The sequence below is a fragment of the Roseateles sp. L2-2 genome (assembly GCF_050613215.1).
Taxonomy (GTDB): domain Bacteria; phylum Pseudomonadota; class Gammaproteobacteria; order Burkholderiales; family Burkholderiaceae_C; genus Roseateles; species Roseateles noduli.
This window is the reverse complement of sequence record NZ_CP192509.1, coordinates 369,788-393,494: the sequence shown is the minus strand read 5'-3', so window position 1 is coordinate 393,494 and position 23,707 is coordinate 369,788. Positions and strand designations below refer to the sequence as shown.

Genomic DNA, 23,707 nt, shown 5'->3' with positions numbered 1-23,707 from the left:
CGGATCATGCCAAAGCGGCGAGCAGGTCCTGCGTGTACGGGTGTTGCGGTTCGCCCAGCACCTGGGCGGCGGGGCCGTGCTCGACGGCTTCGCCGCCGCGCAGCACCAGCGCGCGATCGCACAGGACCTCGACGGCCGGCAGGTCGTGGCTGACGATGACGAGGCTGATGCCGTCGCGCCGCTGCAGTTCGCGCAGCAGCGCCAGGATCTGCGCCTGCACCGAGACGTCGAGCGCCGACAGCGGCTCGTCCGCGACGATCAGGCGGGGCCGCGTCGACAGCGCCCGTGCGATCGCCAGCCGCTGGCGCTGGCCGCCGGAGAACTGGTGCGGGAAGCGCAGCGCGGCGTCGGCTTCAAGTCCGACAGCGGCCAGGACCTCCGTCACGCGCTCGCGGCGTTCGGCGTCGGCCATCGGCAAGGCCTGCAACGGCTCCATCACGCTGCGCCCGACGCGCCAGCGCGGATCCAGCGAGCCGTACGGATCCTGGAACACCATCTGCGCTTGAGGCCGCAATGCCCGCCGCTCTCGCGCCGGCATCGCATTCACGTCCCGACCGCCCCACAGCACGCGGCCGCGGTGCGGGCGCTCCAGCGCCATCACGAGCCGCGCCAGCGTGCTCTTGCCCGCGCCGGATTCGCCGATGATGCCGAGCGATTCGCCAGGCTGCAGCGTGAAGTCGATGTCGCGCAGGACCGTGCGTCCCCCGTAGCGTTGGACCAGGCCTTCGACCTGCAGCAAGGGCGTCTCCGGGAACGACGCGGTCATGACGTGACCTCCCAGCAGGCCAGCCGGCCATCGAAGCGGGGGGCCTCCGCAACGCAGCGCGCCGTCGCCAAGGGGCAACGCGGCGCGAAGGGGCACCCCTCGCCCAGCTGCGTCAGCGCCGGCACGTTCCCCTTGAGCGGATGCAGCGCCTGGTCACGTCCGGCGCCGAGCCGCGGCCGCGCGGCCCACAGGGCCTGCGTGTAAGGGTGGCGCGGGTGTTCGAGCAGCTCCGGTCCGGCGCCCTGCTCCATCACGCGCCCGCCGTACAGGATCGCCAGGCGATCGACGCGGCGAGCGGTCAGTGCCAGGTCGTGCGAGATCAGCAGGAGGCCCATGCCGCGTTCGGTCACCAGGTCGCGCAACAGGTCCAGCATCTGCACGCGCAGGCGCGCATCGAGCGCCGTGGTGGGCTCGTCGGCGATCAGCAGTTCGGGTTCCGCGGCGAGCGCCATGGCGATCAGCGCGCGTTGCCGCTGGCCGCCGGACAGCTGGTGCGGATAGGCGCGCGACTGTCGCTCGTCGAGGCCCACGCGCGCCAGCAGCGCCATCGCGCGCTCGCGGGCGGCGGTCCGGTCGGTCGCCAGTCGATGGAGGAGGATGGGCTCCGCCACCTGCGCCAGCACGCGCTGGAGCGGGTTCAGCGCCGTCAGCGGCTCCTGGAACACCATCGCGATGCGACGACCGCGCAGGCCGCACCAGCCGTCCTCGTCGAGCACGAGCAGCTCGCGACCGTCGAGCGCGATCCGGCCTTCGACGTCCGCGCCTTCGGGCAGCAGCCCCATCACGGCCAGGGCCGTCAGCGTCTTGCCGCTGCCGGATTCGCCGATCAGCGCGAGACTCTCGCCGCGCGCCAGCGACAGGTCGATGCCGCGCAGCGCGTGGAGGCGCTCGCCGCGGCGACTGGGCAGTCGCACGTGGAGGTCGCGGATGTCGAGCAGCGGCCCGCTCATCGCGGCTGCTCCTTCGGATCGAGTCGATCGCGCAGCCCGTCGCCGAGCAGGTTCAGACCGAGCACCGTCAGCGTGATCGCCACGCCCGGCGCCAGCGCGAGCTGCGGCGCCTCGAACATCAGCGTCTGCGCCTCGGCGAGCAGCCGGCCCCAGCTGGCCTGCGGCGGCTGGGTGCCCAGGCCGAGGTAGGACAGCCCGGCCTCGGCCAGGATCGCCAGCGCGAAGCTCGTCGTCCCCTGCACGATCAGCAGCGGCAGCAACTGGGGCAGGACGTGGCGCCAGGTGATCGCCCACGGCCCCTGGCCCGCGACGCGCGCGGCGAGCACGAAGTCGCGCGTCCACCAGCTCTTGGCGCTGCCGTTGACCAGGCGCGCAAACGAGGGCACGGCGTGCAGCCCGATCGCGGCCATCGCGACCGTCATGCCGGGACCGAGCGCCGCGGCCAGCAGGATGGCGAGCAGCAGCGCGGGGAAGGCGTAGCCGAGGTCGGCGCCGCGCAGGATGACGGCCTCGACCGCGCCGCGCCGCGCCGCCGCGACCAAGCCCAGCGCGGTGCCGGCGATCAACCCGATGCCCACGGCCACGATGCCGACCAGCCACGCGCTGCGCGCGCCGGCCATCAGGCGGCTGAAGACATCGCGCCCGAGCTGGTCGCAGCCCATCCAGTGGGCGGCGCTCGGCGAGGCCAGTCGTCGGGTCATGTCGATCTGCTCCGGCGGCCAGGGCGTCCAGACCAGCGACAGCAGCGCGGTCAGGAGCAGCAGCGCGGTGAGCACGATGCCCACGATGAATCCGGCGCGCTTCATGTCCGCGTCCTCATACCTCGGCCCTCATGCCTCGGTCCTCGTGCGCAGCCGCGGGTCTATCCATCCGTGGAGCAGGTCCACCGCGAAGTTGAGGAGCAGGACCAGCGCGGCGAGGCCCATCACGCCGTTGCGCACGACGATGAGGTCGCGGTTGGCGATGGCCTGCGCCATCAGCCGGCCGAGTCCGGGCAGGGTGAAGACGTTCTCGATGACGATGGTGCCGGCGAGCAGGTTGGCGAACTGCAGTCCGCCGAGGGTCAGCAGCGGGATCGCCGCATGGCGCAGGCCGTGGCGCCAGAGCGCGGCGCGGCGCGAGAGCCCCTTGGCGCGGGCGCTGCGCATGAAGTCCTCGCGGACGATGTCGAGCAGCGCGGAGCGCGCGACGCGGGCGAGGATGGCGGCCTGCACCAGCGCCAGCGAGGCGGCCGGCAGCAGCAGCGCGCGCAGGCCCGGCCACAGGCCGCCGCCGAGGTCCTCGCGCCAGCCGGGGAAGCCGCCGGCGTCGAACCACTGCAGCTTCACCGCGAAGCACAGCACCAGCAGCATGCCGAGCCAGAAGCTCGGCACCGCCAGGCCGAGCTGGGTGAGGCCCATGACGAGGTGGTCGCCGGCTCGGCCCTGATGGCTCGCGGCCCACCAGCCCGCGGCAAGCGCCAGCACGACGGTCAGCGCCATCGCCAGCAGCGCGAGCGGAAGCGTCAGCGCGAGGCGCTCCACGATGAGCTCGGCGACCGGTGCGCCGTAGGCATAGGACAGGCCGAGGTCTCCGCTCACGAGCCCCGCCAGCCAGTCGAGATAGCGATGCCACGCCGGCTGGTCCAGGCCGAGCTGGCGCGCGAGTGCGGCGACGGCTTCGGGCGGCGCTTCGGGACCCATGATCAGTTGGGCGGCGTTGCCGGGCAGCCATTCCAGCGCGCCGAAGATCAGCGCCGAGGCGGCCAGCAGCGTCAGCAGCAGCACGGCGAGGCGCTTGAGCAGGTAGTTCATCGCGGGCGGGATCATAGGGGTGGATCACGCGTGCGCCCGGCGGCCCTCTGCTCACCACGCACCGCACTGTCAAGCCGATTCGCATCGGCGCCACGTCGCGCGAACGTCCACCAGTTTTTGCGATTGTTGGCGGTCGACACCCCTCCGATGCTCTCGCCTCCGTCGAACAAACGGCTCGACGCGCACAAGAGCCACGCGACGCATTCCTACTCATCTGTGCGATTCCGGAGTCCTGGAGGCTCGCTATGATTCATCCCAACAGCTCCCCCACCTCTGTGCCCGGCGAAAGCGCGGGATTTCAAGTGGGGGACTTCTCTTTTCCCCTCGCGACCGACAAAGGTCCGCGCCCTCTCAAGCCCTTCACATCCTCCGAGGAGCAGATCACGCTGCTTCAAGGACGTGGTCTCGAAGTGCGACAAGAACAACAGGCCCACGACGTCCTTCGTCAGGTCGGGTACTACCGGCTCTCCGGATACGCTCACTCCCTGAAAGTCCATGGTCTTGCCGCCAGCGCCGATGTCTTTCACGATGGCGCATCGTTTGACCGACTCGCCTTTTCGGAACCCTCAGTTGCATGCGCTCGATGCTCCAGGTGATCGCACCGCGAGACCCTTGGCATCAAAGGATCAAATCCCTCATTGCTGCCTTCCCCACGGCGCAGGGACTGGCCTTGCGAGCTGCCGGCTTTCCTGCGGGCTGGGAATCGCTTCGACTCTGGACTGACTGACAAGAACGAGCGCTCAGTGCACTCGCCGGCATGCCGTACGGTGTCGCCATTTTTTACAATTTCTCTGCCGTCTTTATCAGAAGACAGAAAACATCCGCCATATCAAGGACTTGGCGCGTTGGCCCGGGTTATGCGTAGCCTCGGGCACAGGGAGAACAAGAAGCCACGTGCACTGCTCCGGAAGGGATCGGTCATGAAGCCAACAAGACTCCGTTGGGTCGCCGCCGCTGCGGCACTGACCCTGTGCAGCCAGGCGCAGGCCGCCGCCGTCCTCTTCAACAGCCTGAACAGCACGGCCACACTGGTGTTCGCCGGCTCGCAGGACGGCGCGACGCTGAACGCCACCGTCAAGTTCACGCTGACCTCCTGGACGGCGCAGACGGCGACGTTCTCCACCCTGGTCACCAACAGTTCGACCGGCCCCGGCCAGAACGTGCTGATGGCCTTCGGCATCACCGCGATCTCGCCGACGCTCACCGGCGCCAGCACCGGTTCCGCGTCCTGGGGCGCGGCGATCGACGTGAACTTCCCGTCCTTCCAGAACATCGACCTGTGCCTGCTCGCGGGCAACCAGTGCGCCGGCGGGTCGATCAACAACGGCCTCCGCATGGGAGCGTCGTCCGCCTTCAACCTGACGCTGACGACCGCCTCGCCCAGCAACTTCATGACGCAGGGCATCGGGTTCTCCAGCCCCTATGCCGTGAAGTTCCAGGGGGTGGGCACGGCCGGCCGGTCGATCGAGTTCGAAGGCTGCATCCAGGGCACCGGCGCCTGCGGCGGCGGCGGTGGCGGCGCGGGCGGCAACAACGGCAACGTGCCGGAACCCAACGGCCTGGCGCTGATCGCGGCCGCGGCATTGGCGGCCGGCCTGTCGCGCCGCCTTGTGGCGCGGTTCGCTCCGCGGCCGGCCCTCCCGCGCTGAACCCGTCGCCGACAGAAAGCCCGCTCTCGCGGGCTTCTTGTCGTTTCCGCCCGGCGACGCGGGCGCTACTTCGTGACCTGCGTCGTCGCCACGGAGGTGTTGCCGGCGGCGTCGCGCGCCACGACCTGGAAGGTGTGCGCGCCGTCCGCAGCCTTCTTGAAGTTCCAGGTGTAGCTCAGGCTCGCGCCGGTGGTCGTGGTCACCTCGGCGCCGTCGATGTAGAGCGTCTGGCGGATGCCGGCGGCGCCGCCGTTGTCGCTGGCGGCGGTGGTGATGCTCACGGTATTGCCGCTGAGCCGCACATTGTTCGCGGGCCTGGTGATGGCGATCGTCGGCGCCTGGGTGTCGACCGCGGCCGCGTTGGACACGGTCAGCGTCACCGGCGCGCTGCTGCCCGCATTGCCGGCGGCATCCACCGCGGTGGCCGAGATCGTGACGGCACCGTTGGGGACGCGGGTCGAGTCCCAGCTGAAGCCGAACGGCGCCGAGGTGTCCGACGCCACGACGCTACCGTTCACGCGCAGGTCCACGCGCACGACGCCCTGGTTGTCGGTGGCGGCGACGTCCACCGCCACCAGGCCGGAGACCAGCGCGCCCGGCAGCGGCGCGCCCACCGCGACGCCGGGCGGCTGCGTGTCCGGCGCCGGCGCGGCGAGCACCGCCTGGACGGCGCCGGCCACGTCGACGCGCCCCCAGCCATAGTACGGATCGCGCCCCGCCGACCCGAGGTCGACGGCGGTGCCGAACAGCGCGTTCTGGATCGCGATGTTGCTCAGCGCGGGTCGCGCCGACATCAGCAGCGCGACGGTGCCGGCCACGACGGGGCTGGCCAGCGAGGTGCCCCACCACGCGCCGTAGCCGCCGCCGCGCTGCGTGGTCCAGATGTTCTGGCCGGGCGCGGCCAGCGCGACGAAGGCACCGTAGCTGGACCAGCTGGTGCGGTTGTCGGTCTCGTCGGTGGCGGACACGGGGATCATGCTGGCGGTCGGGGCGATGCCCTCGTCGATGCCGTTGTTGCCGGCCGAGACGACGACCAGTCCGCCCTTGCTGCGCAGGTAGTCCGCCGCGCCCTGCACGGCGGCGCTGCCGGCCACGCCGCCGTAGCTGATGTTGGCCACGCGCGCGCCCTGGTCGGCGGCCCAGGTCAAGCCTTGCGCGACCGTGCTCCAGTAGGCGTAGGCGGAAGGATCGGCGATGCGCACGGGCATGAGCTGGGCCTGTCCGGCCACCGCGGCGACGCCGATCCCGTTGTTCATCGCGGCCGCCGCGGCGCCGGCCACCGCCGTGCCGTGGCCGTGGACATCGCTCGCGTCGGCGTTGCCGTCGTAGAAGTTCCAGCCGGCGACCACGCGACCGGCAAGGTCCGGATGCGCGGCGTCGATGCCGGTGTCCAGGATGGCGATCCGGATGCCGGAGCCCTGCGCGTTGTCCCAGGCCTGCGGCGCGTTGATGCGCGCCAGGTGCCACTCGCTGCCCAGGTAGGGATCGTTGGGCGTCATCGCGGGCGCGATGCGCATGTCGAGTTCGGCCGACTTCAGCTGCGGATGGCGGGCGAGCATCATCGCCACGGCGGTCTCCGACGCGTTGGGCGGCAGGTCGACGACGGCCAGCGACGAACGGCCGATGCGACGCGCCTTGCCGCCGTGCGGCGCGAGGATCCTGTCGAGGTCCTTGTCGGCGAGGCCGGCGCGGGTCTGGATCAGCAGACGCTGCCGAGCCCAGCCGTTCGCGGCGCCCGCGGCGGGCGGCGGCAGTTCGAGCTCGGACTGCGGGCCGCCGGGGCGCACGCGCAGGGCCTGGGCCAGCGCGTCGAAGGCGTCGGGCTTGCGGCGCGTCAGCCGCGCGAGCATGCGGCCGTCGACGGTGAGCGCCACGCACTGTCCGCCGTGGCAGAAGACGAGTGCGCCGGCCTCGTCGGACGCCTTCCAGGCCGACAGGTCCAGCCGGTCGCACAGCTGGCCGCCGATGAGGGCGTGGCGGATCTCGTCGTCATAACGATGCTGGCCGCTGATGCCGCCGCGGCTGAGCATCACCAGATCGTCGACGCGCAGGTCCGCGATGCGGCGGGCGAGCTGCTCGCGCACGTCGGGGCTCAGGTCGGTGTAGCGCGCCAGTCCCGAGGCGACGGACACATCGCCTCGCAACTGGGACGGCCGGGCCGGCGCACAGGGCGGCGGAGATCCCGGCGCGACCGGGGTCGCCGCTGCCGCGGCGAGGAGGACGGAGGCAAGCACAGGCATGGCAATCCCCTCGTTCCCCGGTGGCGCGTCGACCTTGCGGTCGATCGCCACGGGGCTGGTGGTCACCCCCCTGCGTGGCCGACGCGTCTGCGCGCCCGGCAGGCCGCATGCAGCAAGGGCCGGGCCAGGACCGGCAAGTCGCGACGGCGATTGAAGTTTTCCGCGTCCGCACGCGGGACTCGTGCGCGAGTGTCAATTCGGCCGACAGCGGAGCGACGTCCTCAATGCGCCCGTGCCGCCCTCAAGCGCCGATGCACCGCCCTCGCCTGCGGCACCCATCCCAGGCGCGCCCAGCGGCGCCACATCAACAGGCCGCGTATCCATTCATCGGCGGCGTAGGCGATCCACAGGCCGACGAGGCCCAGCCCCAGCACCTCGCCCAGCAGCCAGCTGCCGCCGGCCAGCACCAGGAGCATCGATCCCGCACCGACCATCACCGGGTACTTCGCGTCGCCCGCCGCGCGCAGCGCGTTGATGACGACGAGGTTGAAGGTCCGCCCCGGCTCCAGGATCACCGTGATCCACATCAGCACCACCGCGCTGGCCAGGATCTTCTGGTCGTGGGTGAACATCTGCAGCAGCCACGGCGACGCCGCCGCCGCGCCCGCCGCAACGACGACGCTGATCAGCAGCCCGCGCGCGAGCGCCCGTCGCACCAGCCGGTGCGCCTCGTGCAGCTGCCCCGCGCCGATCAGGTGACCGACGACGATCTCCGCCGCGAAGCCGGTCGCCAGACCGGGCAGCAGCACGAAGTACATCAGCTGCGAGGTGTAGCTGTGCGCCGCCAGCGCCGAGGCGCCCAGATGACCCGCGATGGCCACGCTCACCATGTAGGCGAGCCGGTAGGCGATGTTCTCGGCCGCGCCCGGCAGACCGATGTGCAGCACGCCGGCGAGCTCCGCGCGCTGCAGGCGCCACCAGTCGGACGCCTGGGGGCGAAGGTCCAGCCGCGCGCGCCACAGCCACACGTGCAGGCCCAGGCCGAAGGCACGGCTCACCGCCAGCGCGAGCGCGAAACCCGGCAGTCCGAGCACCGGCATCAGCGTGACCGACAGCAGCAGCTGCGCCACCTGCATCGCCACCAGCACCATCAGCGTGTCGCGGCTGCGCAGGTGCGCGCGCATCACGCTCGCCATCGACGCGTTCCAGGCATCCAGCATCATGGCCGGCGCCAGCGCCATCAGGAAGGGCTGAGACAGCGGCAGCACCTCCGCCGGCGCATTCATCAGGCGCAGCAGCGGGCCGGCGAACAGCAGCGCCATCAGCGCCGTGAAGCCGCCCAGCCAGGTGCTCGCGCCGAGCGCCGCCCGCGCGGTCGCGTCGGCCACCGCGCGCCGGCCGCCGCCCAGCGCCTGCGTGATCACCACGCTGATGCCGGCGCCGATGATGCGGAACAGGATGAAGAGCGTCGCGGCCAGCTGGTTGGCCAGAGCGAACGCGGCGCCGGCGGGATCGGAGATCCGCGCCGCCAGCATGGTCCCGATCACCCCGATGGCGATGCCCAGGCAGAGCTCCAGGAACAGCGGCCAGGCCAGGGCGAACAGGCGAGGCGTCGGGAGGGGGTTCGAGGTGGTGGACATCAGGCGGCGGCAGGCAGGTCTGCGCCGCCGCTGACAGCGGTGGACACGACGCGCGGAATTCTCGCGTGAGGCCTTCGGGCCGGGGGCCGTAACCGCGATGAAACCGACATCAAGCCGTGACGGCGCCGCCAGGACGCCCGGGTCTGTGGTTTCGCCGCCACCGCGGCGGGCGATCAAGGATCGCCGGCGGGAGGCTCAGCGACCGGGCACATCGGCAGGCCGCCGGCCATCAGCGTGGCGCGTTCGGCGTCTTCGGCCTGGCGCAGGGACACCAGCTCCGAACGCGCGCCGTAGAGCTCGTCGAGCTCCTCCAGCAGCAGCGCGCGCACCTGCGCCTCCGTCGTGGGCGGTAGCGCACGGACCCATTGGCGGTCGCGCCCGTCCAGGCGGTAGACCACGACCCAGATCACGCAGGTGTCGATGAATGCGGACATCCGTGCAGCCTAGTCCAGCCGTTGCGGGCTGGCGATGGGGACTGCCCCGACCTTTGCGCCATATTCATCGGATCGCGCCCCCAGGAAGAGGGATCAGCGCCACTCGACGACCGAGACCCCCAGCCCGATCCGGGACTCGCGGAAGTTGTAGTCGATCAGGCTTTCGCCGTAACCGCTGAACAGTTGCAGGTAGCCGTGCAGCCCGCCGCCGATCGGGAAGGCCCATTCCAGCTGCGCCGATCCGCGCGAGCGGTCGCCCCCCTTCAGGCTGTGCCGCGCCGTGAGGGCCAGGACGTGCCGGCCCAGCTTCTGCGTCACGAGCAGCTCGCCCCGGCCGACGTAGTCCTGGATGCCCGGGTTGTCGTCGTTGCCGGTGTTGAGGATGCGCCACCAGGGGCGCAGGCTCACCGTGGTCTCGTCCCGCTCCAGGCTGAGTTCGCCGATCACCCGGTTCCAGCTGCGCGACAGCGGCGCCGCCCGCCCGTTGGACTGGTGGTTGAAGCTCAGCCCGACCATGCTGGCCTTCCAGCCGAACGGCAGCCCGACATCGGTCCCGTGGGTCACGATCAGCTCGGGCTCGTAATTGGTCTCGCGGAAGGGCCTCGACTCGCGCCCGTTGTAGACCTGCCAGCGCGAGTTCTGCGTGTACGCGCCCCACACCGACAGCGTGCCGTGGTCGTCCAGCGCCCAGATCTTGGACTTCAGGCTGATCTGGAACTTGGCCTCGTTCTTGTCCAGGTCCAGCGCCTGGACCACCCCGTTGTCCGGACTCTCCGACGACGCGGGGGACGGCGAGCGGTTGGAGCGCGAGGTCCACGACACCGGCAACAGGTAGACGGGCCGGTGCGGACGCGGCAGGAAGCGCGGCATCTGGTCGCGGCAGGACAGCTCCCAGCGCTCCGACAAGGTCGAGCCCAGATAGTTGCGCGCGCTGCCGGAGGCTTCCGGCAGCCGCGAGCAGGGATCGTCCACGCGCGGCGAGCTCGCCGCGGCAGCCACCGGGAGCGCCGCCGGCACCGGCTGCAGCCGGACCTGGGCGGCCGCCGACGGCGGCGGCGCGTCCGGGGCACGACCGCTCAGGCGGTCGTAGCAGGCCAGGCGCGCATCGTTGTCGCGGATCGCGGCGCAGTCGGCCGGCGTCTTCGCCGACGAGGCCGCCGACATCGCCGGGTTCTCCGCCGGCAGCGCCGCGATCTGCGCGGACGCGTCCTGCGGCATGGCCGCGATGAGCACCGCCAGCACCGCGGCGGCCCCTGTCATCGCCATTGCCAGACGGCGGCGGAACTCCCTGATCGACAGCATCTTCTTCGGCCCTTGTTCAGTCGGAGGCGTCGATTGCAATCAGCGTGCCCGGGTTCGCATGGCAGAACTTGCCGCCCCACAGCCGTCGCAACTTCGCTTTGGGCGCCCGGCGTCGTTGCACATCCTCGCCATAGCGCTGCTATGGCTGCGGTGTGCGCCTAGCCCGGCATCCCAAAGCGAAGCCGCGACGACTGCGGGGCAAGAGCTGGTCGTCCCTAGAATCCGGCGTCATGCAGACTTATCCTGTGGTTGACCACGCCCCCGGCAAGTCCTGGCCCCGTTGGGCCGCGCTAGCGGCGCCGCTGCTCCTGGCGGCCTGTTCCCAACTGCCTCGGACGCCGACGCCCTCCCCCGGGGCCTCGCCCGGCGGTCCCTTCAGCCCGGCAGCCCTGCAGGCGCTGCGACCGGAGCAGTTCCGCTCCACGGTCGGCAGCGCCGCCCAGGCCCAGGATCGGTGGAGCACCGACCGGGCGCGCATCCGGACCGCTTCCGCCCAGGCCTTGGCCGCGCCGCAGGACGGCGCGGCGTTGCGCGAGTTTGCGCAGGCGCTGAAGCTCGTCGCCCATTACCGGACCGAGATCGACACCGCCCGCCCGGCGCTGCTCGCCGCGCTGCCGGCACTCGACGCACAGCCGGCGGACGTCCAGCGACCGCTGCTGACGGCGGCGTACACGCTCTATGCGGTCGACGCGGCGCCGCTGCTCCGCCCGCTGCTGCCGCGGCTGGGCACGCCGCGCGAATTCGCGATCGCCGCCTACGCGCTGATGCAGACGCGTCAGCCGGCGGACCTCGCCTTGATCCAGGCCCAACTCGCGCAGCGCGACCGCGACGAGCCGCGTCTGCAGGCGCTCGCGCTGGCGGTCGCCGCCGCGCAGGGCGTGCCGCAGACGGCGCGGCCGCCGCTGGCCGACCTGCTGGCGATCCGCCCGGGCTATCCGGTCGTGTTCAGCTTCCAGCGTCCGGGTCGCCAGCAGATGGGGCTGGCGCTGGTGCGGCAGGCCGACGGCCGCTTCGTCCGACGTCCCGACGGCGGCCTGTTCAACATCGAACAGCTGGCGCTGTCCAGCAGCGGCCTCCCCGGCACGATCACGCTGGGCAACACGCCGCAAGGGCTCTTCACCATCCAGGGCGCGGGCCGCGCGGCGTCCAACATCTGGATCGGTCCGACGCCCTACCTGCACACGAAGGTGCCTGGCGAGGCCAGCGTGGCCGAGTACGAACAGCGCGCCCCCGGCCCGAACGAGCCGGCATGGACCTTGGACCGCTACCGCTCGCTGCTGCCTGCGTCGTGGCGCGACTACGCGCCGCTGCAGGAGGCGTGGCTGGCGGGTCGAGCCGGGCGTGACGAGATGCTGATGCACGGCAGCACGATCGATCCGCGCTATTACGTCGGCAGCCGCTACTACCCGGGCACGCCGTCGGACGGCTGCCTGGTGGCGATGGAGTACTGGTCCCCGGACGGCGTGATGGCGCACAGCGACCAGATCGCGCTGCTGCAGGCTTTCACCGCGCAGGGTCGCGATCGCGGCTACATGGTGCTGATCGAGCTCGATGCTGCGCCCACGCCTGTGGCGCTCGCCGAGGTGATCCCGTCCGTGCTGGACGCCGAGGCCCGCATGAACGGGCGTCGGTGAGGCGCGAGCAGGGCATGAGGTTCGCGGACGCGAGGCCTCATGCCCGGATCGTGCCTGCGCCCTGAAGGTGGCAGTCCTTGCCAGAGCCCTCGCGATTACCGTGGGTTATGGCGCTCCCGCCGCGTTTCATTGGCAGCGGGGGTGCGCCCCCACTAGAGTAGGCCGCACCTTGCGGGCCTCCCTTTCTGCCCAGGCCGACCCATGTCCACCCCTCTGAACACCGAAACTCCCAGCACGCTCCATCAAGACCTGGATCTGTACGACAGCACCCGGCTGATGGAAGTCTTCATCGACGACCAGCGGGCGGCGGTCGAGGCGGTGCGTGCGGCGGCGCCGGCGCTGGCTGCGGCGGTGGACGCGGCCTTGCCGCGCATCGCGGCGGGCGGTCGGCTGCTGTATGCCGGCGCGGGGACGTCCGGCCGGCTGGGCGTGCTGGACAGCGTCGAGTTGGTCCCCACCTTCTCCTGGCCACGCGAGCGGGCGGTCGCCGTGCTGGCGGGCGGTGAAGGTGCGATGTTCGTCGCCGTGGAAGGCGCGGAGGACGACGAGCCTCAGGGCCGTCGCGACATCGAGGCGCTCGCGCCGACGCCCGACGACGTGGTGATCGGCATTGCCGCCTCGGGTCACACGCCCTATGTGCTGGGCGCGCTGGCCGCCGGACGTGCGGCCGGCAGTCTGACGATCGCCATCGCCAACAATCCGGGCGCCGCCGTGCTGGCCGCCGGCGAATTCCCGATCCTGCTGGACACCGGCGCCGAGGTGATCTCCGGCAGCACGCGCCTGAAGGCCGGCACCGCCCAGAAGATCGCGCTGAACAGTTTCTCCAGTGCGCTGATGGTCAAGCTGCACAAGGTCTACGGCAACCTGATGGTGGACATGAAGGCCACCAACGCGAAGCTGGTCCGGCGCGCCGTCGCGCTGACGATGCGCGCCGCCGACACCGACGAGGCCGACGCGCGTGCCGCGCTCGACCAATGCGGCTTCCACGTGAAGACCGCCACCGTGATGCTGCTGCGCCGGCTCGACGCCACCGGCGCCCAGGCCCTGCTCGCGCGGCACGACGGCGACGTGCGCGCGGCGCTGGCCGAACGCTGAACCCGGTGCGTCGATCGTCGGACGATCCACGGTCGAGCTCCGGTCGTACACGCTCGGTGAACGGTCCCCGCACGCTCCTCTCACGCAAGCGCTGCAATCCCCGATGCGGCCCCCGCCACGTTTGCGCCGACACTGAGCGCCATGCACGCTGAACCCGTTTCCCCGAGCGCCGGCAGCCCTTGGCGCTGGGTGCCCTCGCTGTACTTCGCCCAAGGCATGCCGTATGTGGTCGTGATGACGCTGTCGGTCATCATGTACAAGAACCTGGAGATCTCGAACACCGACATCGCGCTCTACACCAGCTGGCTCTACCTGCCGTGGGTGATCAAGCCGCTGTGGTCGCCGCTGGTCGAGATGCTGGGCACCAAGCGCCTGTGGACCGTGACGATGCAGTTCGCCGTCGGTGCGGCGCTCGCGATGGTGGCGCTGACCTTGCCGATGGAGCGCGCCTTCCAGCTGTCGCTCGCCGTGCTCTGGCTGATGGCCTTCGCCTCGGCCTCGCACGACATCGCCGCCGACGGGTTCTACCTGCTCGCCCTGGAGAAACACCAGCAGGCCGCCTTCGTCGGCGTGCGCTCGACGTTCTATCGCGTCGCCAACATCGGCGGCCAGGGCGGCCTCGTGTGGCTGGCCGGCGAACTGCACGACCGCGGCGACAGCTGGGTGCTCGCCTGGCAAGGGGTGATGGCGGTGCTGGCGGGCGGCTTCCTGATCCTCGCGGCGTATCACCTGTGGCGGCTGCCGCGTCCGTCGGCCGACGTGCCCCTCCCGCGCGCCCAGCGCGAGCCGGGCACCTTCTTCCGGATCTTCGCCGCGTTCTTCCGCAAGCCCGGGCTGGCGGTGACGCTGGGCTTCCTCCTGCTCTACCGCTTCCCCGAGGCGCAGCTGCTGAAGCTCGCCACGCCCTTCCTGCTGGATGCGCTCGACAAGGGCGGCCTCGCGCTGACCAACAAGGAGGTCGGCCTGGCCTACGGCACCGTCGGCCTGATCGCGCTGACGCTGGGTGGGCTGCTCGGCGGGTGGATCATTTCGCGCGTCGGCCTGAAGCGGGCGCTCTGGCCGCTGGTGCTCGCCATGCACGTGCCCAACGTCGTGTTCCTGGCCATGGCCTACGCCCACCCGGGGAGCCTGGCCGTGATCAGCGCGGCGCTGGCGGTCGAGCAGTTCGGCTACGGGCTCGGCTTCACGGCCTACCTGATGTACATGGTCCTGGTCGCCGAGGGGCCGCACAAGACGGCGCACTATGCGATCTGCACCGGCTTCATGGCCCTGGGGATGATGCTGCCGGGCATGTGGAGCGGCTGGCTGCAGGACCACCTCGGCTATCCGCACTTCTTCGCGTGGGTGCTGATCGCGACGATCCCGTCGCTGGTCATGACCGCGCTGATCCGGATCCCCGAGGGCTTCGGCCGCAAGGGGGTTGCACCGTGAACCACGGCGTGAACGGCGACCGCCTGCTGTCGCTCGACGCCTTCCGCGGTTTCGCCATCGCGGCGATGTTGCTGGTCAACAACCCGGGCGACTGGTCGCAGCTCTTCGCGCCGCTCGAACACGCCGAGTGGCACGGCTGGACCTTCACCGACTGGATCTTCCCGTTCTTCGTCTTCATCAGCGGGATCTCGATGAGCTTCAGCCTGGCCCGCCGCGGCCAGGTCGCCGATCGAGCCGCATTGCTTCGCCACATGTGGCGGCGCGGCGCCACGATCATCCTCATCGGGCTGGCGCTCAATCTCTTCCCGTTCTTCCACTTCGAGACGCTGCGCATCCCCGGGGTCCTGCAGCGCCTTGGCCTGATCACGATCCTGGTCGCGCCCATCGCGCTCTGGTGCGGCTGGCGCGCCCAGTTGATCTGGTGTCTGGGTCTGCTGCTCGGCTACGGCCTGGTGCAGACGGTCGTCGCCGTTCCCGACGCAACGGGCGTCTGGCATCGTGGCTCGCTGCAACCCGGCGAGGACGTCGGCGCCTGGCTGGACCGGACGCTGCTCGGCGGCCACCTCTGGGCCAAGAGCAAGACCTGGGACCCGGAAGGCCTGTTGAGCACGCTCCCCGCCGTTGCAAGCCAGATCACCGGCCTGCTCGCCGGCCGCTGGCTGGCGCACCGCGGCCGCGATCCCGGCGAGAAGGCGACCTGGTTCCTGGTGTCAGGCCTTGCCTGCCTCTGGGTCGCGCAGGTCCTCGACGCCTGGACCCTGCCCATCAACAAGAATCTCTGGACCCCCGCCTTCGTTTTCCTCACGACGGGCTGGGGATGCCTGGTGTTCGGCGTGTTCTACTGGCTGCTCGATGCCGCACCGCTGCCGCGGATGCGCGACGCGATGGCCAGACGCTTCCGCCCGCTGGTGGTGTTCGGCATGAACGCGTTGTTCCTGTTCGCGCTGTCGGGCCTGGTGGCCCGGCTCCTCGGACTGATCCACGTCGCCGAGGGCGTCACGCTCAAGGCCTGGTTCTTCGCGCCGCTGCGCGCGCTGCCGGTGGATCCGCGGGTCGCCTCGCTGCTGTTCGCCGCCGGTTTCGTGGCGGTGTTCTACGGCGTCGCGTGGGCGATGTGGCGACGCGGCTGGATCGTGAAAGTGTGAGCGGCCCCTGCGGCGCCGCCCGGTGAGAGCCTTCGATGCGACGACGACAGTGGATGACCGCGGCCCTGGCCGCACCGGTGCTCGGTTCCCTGGGCACGCTTTCGGGTTGCGGCACCGCCCGGCCGCAGCCCCTACCCGCGCTGCCGGGCCCCGCGCCCGACGACGCGCCGCCGCCCGCGCCGCGCGAGTTCCGCGCCGCCTGGGTCGCGACGGTCGCCAACATCGACTGGCCCAGCCGCCGCGGCCTCAGCGACGCCGCGCAGATCGCCGAGATCCACGCCATCCTCGACAGCGCCCGCGCGCTGCGCCTGAACGCCATCGTGCTGCAGGTTCGCACCAGCGCGGACGCGCTGTACCGCTCGACGCTGGAACCGTGGAGCGAGTACCTCTCCGGCGTGCAGGGCCAGGGCCCGGGCTATGACCCCCTCGCGCTGTGGATCGAGCAGGCGCATGCGCGGGGCCTCGAACTGCACGCCTGGCTGAACCCCTACCGCGCGAAGCAGAGCGGCGGAAAGTCAGCCGCCGCCCCCACGCACCTCAGCCGCACCCGGCCGGAGTGGGTGAAGAAGTACGGCGACCAGCTCTGGATCGATCCGGGCGAGCCCGCCGCCGCGGAACACACGCTGGCCGTCTGCCGCGACCTGCTCACCCGCTACGCCGTCGACGGCCTGCACATCGACGACTACTTCTATCCCTACCCCGTCCAGGACGCGGCCAAGCAGGACATCGACTTCCCCGACGAGCCCAGCTGGCAGCGTTACCTGCTCGGCAGCGGCAAACTGCCGCGCGCGGACTGGCGTCGGGACAACGTCGACCAGCTGGTGCGGCGGATGTACGAACTGGTCCGCGCGCTGCGCCCGACCGCGCGCGTCGGCATCAGCCCCTTCGGCCTGCCTCGTCCCGACCTGCGTCCGGCGGGCATCACCGGGTTCTCGCAGTACGACAAGCTCTATGCCAACGTCGAGCACTGGATGGCGATGGGCTGGCTGGACTATGTCGCGCCCCAGCTCTACTGGCCGCGCGCGCAGAAGCCGCAGGCCTTCGAGCCGCTGATGCGCGCCTGGCAGGGCGTCAACCCGCTGGGCCGGCACATGTGGCCGGGCCTGTTCACCAGCCGCGCCGGCAACGAGGCCGAAGGCTGGCCGGTCGACGAGATCCCGGCGCAGGTCGAACTCATGCGCAGCGCGCCGGCCACGGGCGGGCATCTGCACTTCAGCATGGTGGCCTTGCTGAAGAACCGCCGCGGCATCGCCGGCACGCTGCGCGACGGCGCCTATGCGCAGGCGGCGCTGGCGCCGGCGACGCCCTGGCTGTCCGCGCCCGGCTGCGAAGCGCCGGCCTTGTCGCGCGAGTCCGACGGCGGCCTGCGGGCCTCGGTCGCCGGCACACCGGCACGATGCTTCGCGCTGTGGCGCCGCCCGCCGGCCGGCGTCTGGCGTTTCGACGTCCTGCCGCCGGACGAACGCATCGCCCAGCCTGTTCCCGGCGAAGCGCTGGTGCTGTCCGCGATCAACGCGATCGGCGACGAGGGAGCGCGCGCGGCGTTCGTCGCCTGAACCCAGGCGATTTCTGTCGACTCGGCGCAACGACGACCCCGAGTCGCGTGCGGTGGCCGAGCCTAGGGGAAACCCTTGGAAACTGACTCGAAGACGGGACCAGGCGGCGCACCGCCGCGTGTCGCCGCGCCCCGGCCCGGGGCTGTGTTTCCGCCACGTGTTGCGCGGGTGCACCAACCGCAAACGCCAGTGAACACTTGTCACAGCTCCTCAACAATCGCTGTCCAGACTGCGCCGCTGACGCGTTGGCAAGGTGCCTGGAACCGCCCTTCAAAAGGGCTCGAAAGGCGCATTGACAGCGCGACGTGAAGGGGAGCTCTCCCGATATTGCCGCATTGATGCGGCAGGTTTCGGCTGGTAGGCTTTTTGCTTCATAAGCGAAGAAGGCCGCTGCATAAGCCGGCCTCGCGCAATAACAAATCGAGGGTGGGTCAAGACGGGACGCGGGGTACATCGCGTTGAAGTCGGCCAAGGAAAACGTTTGCGGAACGTTTGGCGGCCTCCTCGGAACGGGTTTTCGGTCTGACGTCGCACAGGAGCACAGGAAATGAGTCAAAGAGATTGGTCGGGTTTTTCGCGGACGGCGCTATCCGTCGCAGTCGCCATCGTGGCGGCCGCGCCGGTGATGGCCCAGAACACCACCTCCGCCATCGGCGGCCGCGTGGTCGGCGCTGACGGCAAGCCCGTCTCGGGCGCCACGGTGGTGATCCTGCACAAGGAGTCCGGCTCCACGAACACGCAGACCACCGACGCCGACGGCCGCTACAGCGCACGCGGCCTGCGCGTGGGCGGCCCCTACACCATCACGGTGACCAAGGGCGGCGACCGCGAAGTCTCCGAGAACGTCTACCTGGCCCTGGCCGAGACGCTGGGCCTGGACGTGCAGCTGGGCAAGGCGCAGACGCAGCTGGAGACCGTGGTCACCACCGGCACCTCGTCCGCCGCGAAGTTCAACAACTCGACGATGGGTTCCGGCACGCAGATCAGCCGCGCCGAACTGGACTCGTACGCGTCGATCGCGCGCAACCTGCAGGACTACGCCCGCAACGATCCGCGCCTGGCGCAGACCGACAAGGAGCGCGGCGAAATCTCGGCCATGGGCCAGAACTCGCGCTACAACTCGATCACGATCGACGGCGTCGCCATCAACGACAGCTTCGGCCTGGAAGCCAACAACCTGCCGACCGCCAAGCAGCCGATCTCGATCGACGCGATCCAGTCGGTGCAGGTCAACCTGTCCAACTACGACGTGACCCAGAAGGGTTACACCGGCGCCAACATCAACGCCGTCACCAAGTCGGGCACCAACGAGTACAAGGGCAGCGTCTACTACGTCTATCGCAACGATGACATGGTGGGCGACCGCTTCGACCGCGGCAACCAGCGCTACACCCAGTTCCTGCCCTTCAAGGAAGACACCAAGGGCTTCACCCTGGGCGGCCCGATCCTGAAGGACAAGCTGTTCTTCTTCGTCAACTACGAAGAACTCAAGAGCAACCGCGCGCAGCCGGAATTCGGCCCGATCGGCAGCTCGCTGACGAACAACGCGATCTCGCAGGCGCAGCTCGACGCGATCACCAAGACCGCCAAGGACGCCTACGGCATCGACACCGGCTCCGTGATGGGCACCTCGCGCCTGTCGGTGAAGGACTACCTGGCCAAGGTCGACTGGAACATCAACGACCAGCACCGCGCCAGCATCCGCCTGGCCCGCACCGAGCAGTCGGACACCAACAACGGCTCCTTCGGCGGCTACAGCGCGACCGGTCTGCAGATGACCTCGCAGTGGTGGCAGCAGAAGAAGAAGATCGACACCGTCGTCGGCCAGTGGTTCGCCGACTGGACGCCGGACTTCTCGACCGAGCTGAAGATCTCCAACCGCGACTACAACAGCGTCCCGCAGAACAACAGCGACCTGCCCGCGATCGGCATCCGCTTCAACGGCGCGCTGCCTGACGGCGCGCCGGCGGGCGCCAGCACGGGCAACCGCTTCGTCAACTTCGGCACCGAGCAGAGCCGCCAGTTCAACGTCCTCGACACCAAGACCGTCGACGGCTACCTGGGCGCGACCTGGGTGAAGGGCGACCACGAGATCAAGTTCGGCGGCGACATCCAGCGCAACAAGATCTACAACGCGTTCTTCCAGAACGTGAACGGCAACTACACCTTCGGTTGCGAGAACACCAACGGCGCCAACTGGACCTACAGCTTCGGCAGCATCAACTGCAGCACCGCCACGGCGGCGCAGGTGCAGGCGGCCGTGCTGGAGAACTTCACCCGCGGCCGTCCGTCGTCGTACCAGGTGCAGGTGCCGGTCGCCGGCGGCACGCTGGACAACGGCATCGCGCAGTGGACGCTGCAGCAGGCCGGCCTGTTCGTGCAGGACACCTGGAACATCTCCAAGGACCTGAACATCACGGCCGGCTTCCGCGTCGACCAGCTGAGCACGGACGACAAGCCGACGTTCAACGCCGCCGCGGCCGTCGCCCCGGTGGCGGGCCGCGTGACCGGCGCCAACACGGTGGCCCGCGCCACCGGCGGCTTCGGCTACGACAACTCGCAGACCGTCGACGGCGAGAACCTGTTCCAGCCGCGCTTCGGCTTCAACTACGCGCTGGACAACCGCGCCACCCACAAGAAGCAGATCCGCGGCGGCTTCGGCCTGTTCCAGGGTGCCGCGGCCTCCGTGTGGCTGACCAACCCGTACTCCAACACCGGGATGGCCACGCGCATCATCGGTTGCGGCGCCGCGGGTCTGAGCGCCTGCTCGGGCACCGCGTCGGGCGTGTTCAACGCGAATCCGGACAATCAGCCGATCCTGTCCGGCACCACGCCGGCGGCCAACGTCGACTTCGTGCAGAAGGGCCTGGGCCAGCCTTCCGTCTGGAAGATGAACCTGGCCTATGACGCCGAGCTGCCGTTCTTCGGCATGAACTTCGGCGTGGAATGGGTCTACACCAAGGTCCAGACCGGCATCTACTACCAGCATCTGAACCTGGGCGATCCGACCGCCACCGGTCCGGACGGCCGCTCGCTGTACTACACGCCGCAGAGCTACGCCACGGGTTGCTGGACCGCCACGAACGGCAGCCTGAGCACCGCGGGCGCCTGCGCCGGCGGCCGCTCGCGCGCGCTGTCGAACGAGGCCTACAACAACGTGACGATGGCGACGAAGACGAAGAAGGGCGACGGCAATGCCATCACCCTGTCGTTCCAGCGCCCGGCGCGTGACGGCTTCGGCTTCGGCGTCGCCTACACGTACACGGAAGCGTCGGAAGTCAGCCCGCTGACCTCGTCGGTGGCGAACTCCAACTTCAACTCGCGCGCCATCTTCAACCCGAACGAGAACGTGGCCGCCAACTCGGCGTACATGATCCGCGACCGGTTCACGGCCAACGTGACGTGGCAGAAGGCCTTCATCAGCAACCTGAAGACCAACGTCGGCCTGTTCTGGGAAGGCCGCAAGGGCAAGCCCTACAGCTGGACCTTCCTGAACGACATGAACGGCGACGGCGTGGCCGGCAACGACCTGCTGTACATCCCGGCCTCGCGCGGCGCCCCCGGCGTCAAGTTCGCCACCCCGGCGGACGAGGCGGCGTTCTGGAACATCGTCGACAACAACCCGGACCTGGCGAAGTACAAGGGCGCCGTGGTGCCGCGCAACAGCTCGTTCTCGCAGTTCGTGAACAGCTTCGACCTGCGCCTGAGCCAGGAAGTGCCCGGCTTCTTCCCGCAGCACAAGGGCAAGGTCACGTTCGACATCCTGAACATCGGCAACCTGCTCAACAAGAAGTGGGGCCGCATCGACGAAGTCACCTTCCAGTCGGCCGGCGGCAACCGTCGCAGCTTCGTGAACTTCGCCGGTATCGATGCCCAGGGCAACTACGTGTACCGCACCAACGCCAACGCGATCAACGACAACCTGGCCATCCGCCAGGTCAAGGGCGAATCGCAATGGGCCGTCCAGATCACGGCTGCCTACGAGTTCTGATCCACGACTCGATCGGCAACACGATCCGCGCGATCGACCGGCCCTCGCGGCCGGTCCTTCACGGCAACGCAACGGGCTCCTTCGGGAGCCCGTTTTTCATGGCGCGTCGCCCACCTGATCCTGGGCCTCCGTTCCCCCATCGAGCCATGAGCCCAACTCATACCTGTCACGTGCATTGACAATGGCGAACGCACGGCGCCCCTCGTAAGCTCCGCGCGCCGACGCCGCCATGAGTTCCACGCCTTCCGCCATCGCCGATTCCCTCGCCCCTGACCGGCCTGCGCCCGTCCGTGCGGGCACGGCATCCGGTCCGCTGGGCCTGGGCCTGGATGCCGGCGGCACGCAGACGCGCTGGGCGCTGGCCCGGCCCGACGGCACGCTGGTGGCGCGCGGCGAGGTCGGCGGCTTCAGCGCGCTGCTGCTGGACACCAGCGCCGGACGCGTCGTGCTGGCGCAGACGCTGCAATCGCTGGCCGCCGCGGTCCTGTCGCAGGCAGCGCCGGGCGCGCTGCGCGGGCTGCAGGCCGGCATCACCGGGCTCGGCGAGCCCGACGGCCCCGCCGGCCGGCAACTCCGTGCCCTGCTCGCCCAGCAACTGGGCCTGGCACCGACGCAGATCCAGTGCGACAGCGACATCGCGCAAGCCTGGCACGCCCTCTTCCGGCCCGGCGAGGGCTATCTGGTCTACGCCGGCACCGGCGCCATCGCGGCCTTCATCGACGAGGCCGGCACGCTGCACCGCGCCGGCGGCCGCGGTCCGCTGCTGGGCGACGAAGGCAGCGGCCAGTGGATCGCGCGCGAGGCGCTCGCGCTGGTCTGGCGGCGCGAGGACGACTCGCCCGGCGCCTGGACCGATTCCCCGCTCGCGCGGCATCTGTTCGACGAGCTCGGCGGCGCCGACTGGCCGACGACGCGCGCCTTCATGTACGGCGGCGACAGCGCCGCGCGACGCGGCTCGATCGGCCGGCTGGCGCTGGCCGTCGCGCGCGCCGCCGCGGACGACGACACCGACGCGCTCGCCCTGCTGCACCGCGCGGGCCGCGAGCTCGCCCGGCTGCCGCTGGCGCTGGTGCGCCGGCTGGGCCCGCGCCCGGTCAGCGCCGCCGGACGCGTCCTGGACCTGCATCCCGCGATCGAAGCCGGCCTGCGCGACGCGCTGCCGCAAGACCTGCCCCTCACCGTCCATCAACCCGACACCGCCCTGGCCGCCGCGAGGCGGGCCGCCCTCGCGTCATGAAAAGCGCCATGAACAGCGCCGCAAAAGCCTCATGAAAACCAAGCTCCTGACCCTCGCCGCCGCCGCCCTGCTGGCGGCCTGCGCCACGCCGACGGCACTGCAGATCGACCGCACCCATGTGTCGGAGAACCAGGACAGCCGCGCGCAGTTCCTGATCATTCACTACACCGTGATCGACTTCGAGAAGTCGATGAAGGTGCTGACGACCGGCGGCAAGGTCTCGGCCCACTACCTGGTGCAGGAGACCCCCTCCAAGGTCTACCAGCTGGTGGACGAGAACCGCCGCGCCTGGCACGGCGGCGTCAGCTACTGGGGCGGCGCGACCAACCTGAACTCGGCCTCGATCGGCATCGAGATCGTGAACCCCGGCTTCACCGAGACGCCGATGGGCCGCGTCTACGCGCCCTATCCGCAGGCGCAGATCGACGACGTGATCAAGCTGGTCAAGGAGATCGTCGCGCGTCACGGCATCCGCTCGGACCGCATCCTCGGCCACAACGACATCGCACCGGGCCGCAAGCAGGACCCGGGTCCGGAATTCCCCTGGAAGCAGCTGGCCGACGCCGGCCTGATCGCCTGGCCCGATCCCGCGCAGGTCCAGATCAAGCAGGCGATCTACCAGGTCGCGCCGGTGCCGGACGCCGTCTGGTTCCAGAAGCGGCTGGCGCAGATCGGCTACCAGACGCCGCAGACCGGCCTGCTGGACACCGCCACGCGCGAGGTGATCAGCACCTTCCAGATGAAGTACCGCCCGACCAACTTCACCGGCGACATGGACGCCGAGACCGCCGCGCTGCTGGAGGTCGTCACGACGCCCGGCGGGATGCTGATGAAGAAGCCGCTGCCGGCGGACAACCAGCCGCGCTCGGCGTACTGATCGGACGCGATCGATCCCGACTGAGCC

At 70.3% G+C, this 23,707-nt stretch carries 17 protein-coding genes; 9 read left to right on the top strand and 8 right to left on the bottom strand.

The genetic code is table 11. The annotated features are described in order from the left end of the window. Positions 1-4: 4 nt before the first annotated feature. Genes ACQZ13_RS01835 through ACQZ13_RS01820 form a run of 4 tightly spaced genes read right to left on the bottom strand, consistent with a single transcriptional unit; the run spans position 5 to position 3,524 of the window. Positions 5-766, bottom strand: coding sequence for an ABC transporter ATP-binding protein (locus ACQZ13_RS01835; protein WP_431049595.1), 762 nt, complete (start codon positions 764-766; stop codon positions 5-7). Then, positions 763-1,716, bottom strand: a complete 954-nt coding sequence (locus ACQZ13_RS01830; protein WP_431049594.1) for an ABC transporter ATP-binding protein — start codon at positions 1,714-1,716, stop codon at positions 763-765. The genes ACQZ13_RS01835 and ACQZ13_RS01830 overlap by 4 nt, the downstream gene beginning before the upstream one ends. Continuing rightward, positions 1,713-2,522, bottom strand: coding sequence for an ABC transporter permease (locus ACQZ13_RS01825; RefSeq protein WP_431049593.1), 810 nt, complete (start codon positions 2,520-2,522; stop codon positions 1,713-1,715). Before ACQZ13_RS01825 ends, ACQZ13_RS01830 begins: the two co-directional genes overlap by 4 nt. Positions 2,523-2,546: 24 nt before the next feature. Beyond that, positions 2,547-3,524 (bottom strand): ABC transporter permease, encoded by a 978-nt coding sequence (locus ACQZ13_RS01820; RefSeq protein ID WP_431049592.1) that lies wholly within the window; start codon positions 3,522-3,524, stop codon positions 2,547-2,549. 905 nt (positions 3,525-4,429) lie between these two features. Here ACQZ13_RS01820 and ACQZ13_RS01815 point away from each other — a divergent pair. Then, positions 4,430-5,158: a cistern family PEP-CTERM protein gene (locus ACQZ13_RS01815; protein ID WP_431049591.1), complete on the top strand. Its 729-nt coding sequence runs from the start codon at positions 4,430-4,432 to the stop codon at positions 5,156-5,158. Positions 5,159-5,223: 65 nt separating this feature from the next. On the opposite strand, the gene ACQZ13_RS01810 is transcribed toward ACQZ13_RS01815, so the two are convergent. The 4 genes from ACQZ13_RS01810 to ACQZ13_RS01795 form a co-directional block, all read right to left on the bottom strand. After that, the gene (locus ACQZ13_RS01810) at positions 5,224-7,398 is read right to left on the bottom strand and encodes a S8 family serine peptidase (protein ID WP_431049590.1); all 2,175 of its coding nucleotides are present in this window, start codon (positions 7,396-7,398) and stop codon (positions 5,224-5,226) included. 221 nt (positions 7,399-7,619) lie between these two features. Beyond that, positions 7,620-8,978 carry an MATE family efflux transporter gene (locus ACQZ13_RS01805; protein WP_431049589.1) on the bottom strand — a complete coding sequence of 453 codons (1,359 nt, stop codon included), beginning with the start codon at positions 8,976-8,978 and terminating at the stop codon, positions 7,620-7,622. Positions 8,979-9,151: 173 nt separating this feature from the next. Beyond that, entirely contained in the window at positions 9,152-9,412 is a 261-nt protein-coding gene (locus ACQZ13_RS01800; protein WP_431049588.1) for a hypothetical protein, read from the bottom strand. Positions 9,413-9,505: 93 nt separating this feature from the next. Continuing rightward, positions 9,506-10,714 (bottom strand): phospholipase A, encoded by a 1,209-nt coding sequence (locus tag ACQZ13_RS01795; protein ID WP_431049587.1) that lies wholly within the window; start codon positions 10,712-10,714, stop codon positions 9,506-9,508. 230 nt (positions 10,715-10,944) lie between these two features. Here ACQZ13_RS01795 and ACQZ13_RS01790 point away from each other — a divergent pair, with 230 nt between their 5' ends. The 8 genes from ACQZ13_RS01790 to ACQZ13_RS01755 all read left to right on the top strand — a co-directional run bounded on the left by ACQZ13_RS01790 (position 10,945) and on the right by ACQZ13_RS01755 (position 23,680). Beyond that, positions 10,945-12,348, top strand: coding sequence for a hypothetical protein (locus ACQZ13_RS01790; RefSeq protein ID WP_431049586.1), 1,404 nt, complete (start codon positions 10,945-10,947; stop codon positions 12,346-12,348). A gap of 201 nt (positions 12,349-12,549) precedes the next feature. Next, positions 12,550-13,443 carry an N-acetylmuramic acid 6-phosphate etherase gene (locus ACQZ13_RS01785; protein ID WP_431049585.1) on the top strand — a complete coding sequence of 298 codons (894 nt, stop codon included), beginning with the start codon at positions 12,550-12,552 and terminating at the stop codon, positions 13,441-13,443. Positions 13,444-13,584: 141 nt separating this feature from the next. Continuing rightward, entirely contained in the window at positions 13,585-14,874 is a 1,290-nt protein-coding gene (locus ACQZ13_RS01780) for an MFS transporter (RefSeq protein ID WP_431049584.1), read from the top strand. Then, complete coding sequence (locus ACQZ13_RS01775; RefSeq protein ID WP_431049583.1) at positions 14,871-16,019, top strand: acyltransferase family protein; 1,149 nt, start codon at positions 14,871-14,873, stop codon at positions 16,017-16,019. Before ACQZ13_RS01780 ends, ACQZ13_RS01775 begins: the two co-directional genes overlap by 4 nt. Before the next feature lie 35 nt (positions 16,020-16,054). Next, positions 16,055-17,575: a glycoside hydrolase family 10 protein gene (locus ACQZ13_RS01770; RefSeq protein ID WP_431049582.1), complete on the top strand. Its 1,521-nt coding sequence runs from the start codon at positions 16,055-16,057 to the stop codon at positions 17,573-17,575. A gap of 547 nt (positions 17,576-18,122) precedes the next feature. Next, positions 18,123-21,566 carry a TonB-dependent receptor gene (locus ACQZ13_RS01765; protein ID WP_431049581.1) on the top strand — a complete coding sequence of 1,148 codons (3,444 nt, stop codon included), beginning with the start codon at positions 18,123-18,125 and terminating at the stop codon, positions 21,564-21,566. Between the two features lie 229 nt (positions 21,567-21,795). Then, positions 21,796-22,803, top strand: a complete 1,008-nt coding sequence (locus tag ACQZ13_RS01760) for an N-acetylglucosamine kinase (RefSeq protein ID WP_431049580.1) — start codon at positions 21,796-21,798, stop codon at positions 22,801-22,803. A gap of 31 nt (positions 22,804-22,834) precedes the next feature. Next, positions 22,835-23,680: an N-acetylmuramoyl-L-alanine amidase gene (locus ACQZ13_RS01755; protein WP_431049579.1), complete on the top strand. Its 846-nt coding sequence runs from the start codon at positions 22,835-22,837 to the stop codon at positions 23,678-23,680. The last annotated feature ends 27 nt before the right edge of the window (positions 23,681-23,707 follow it).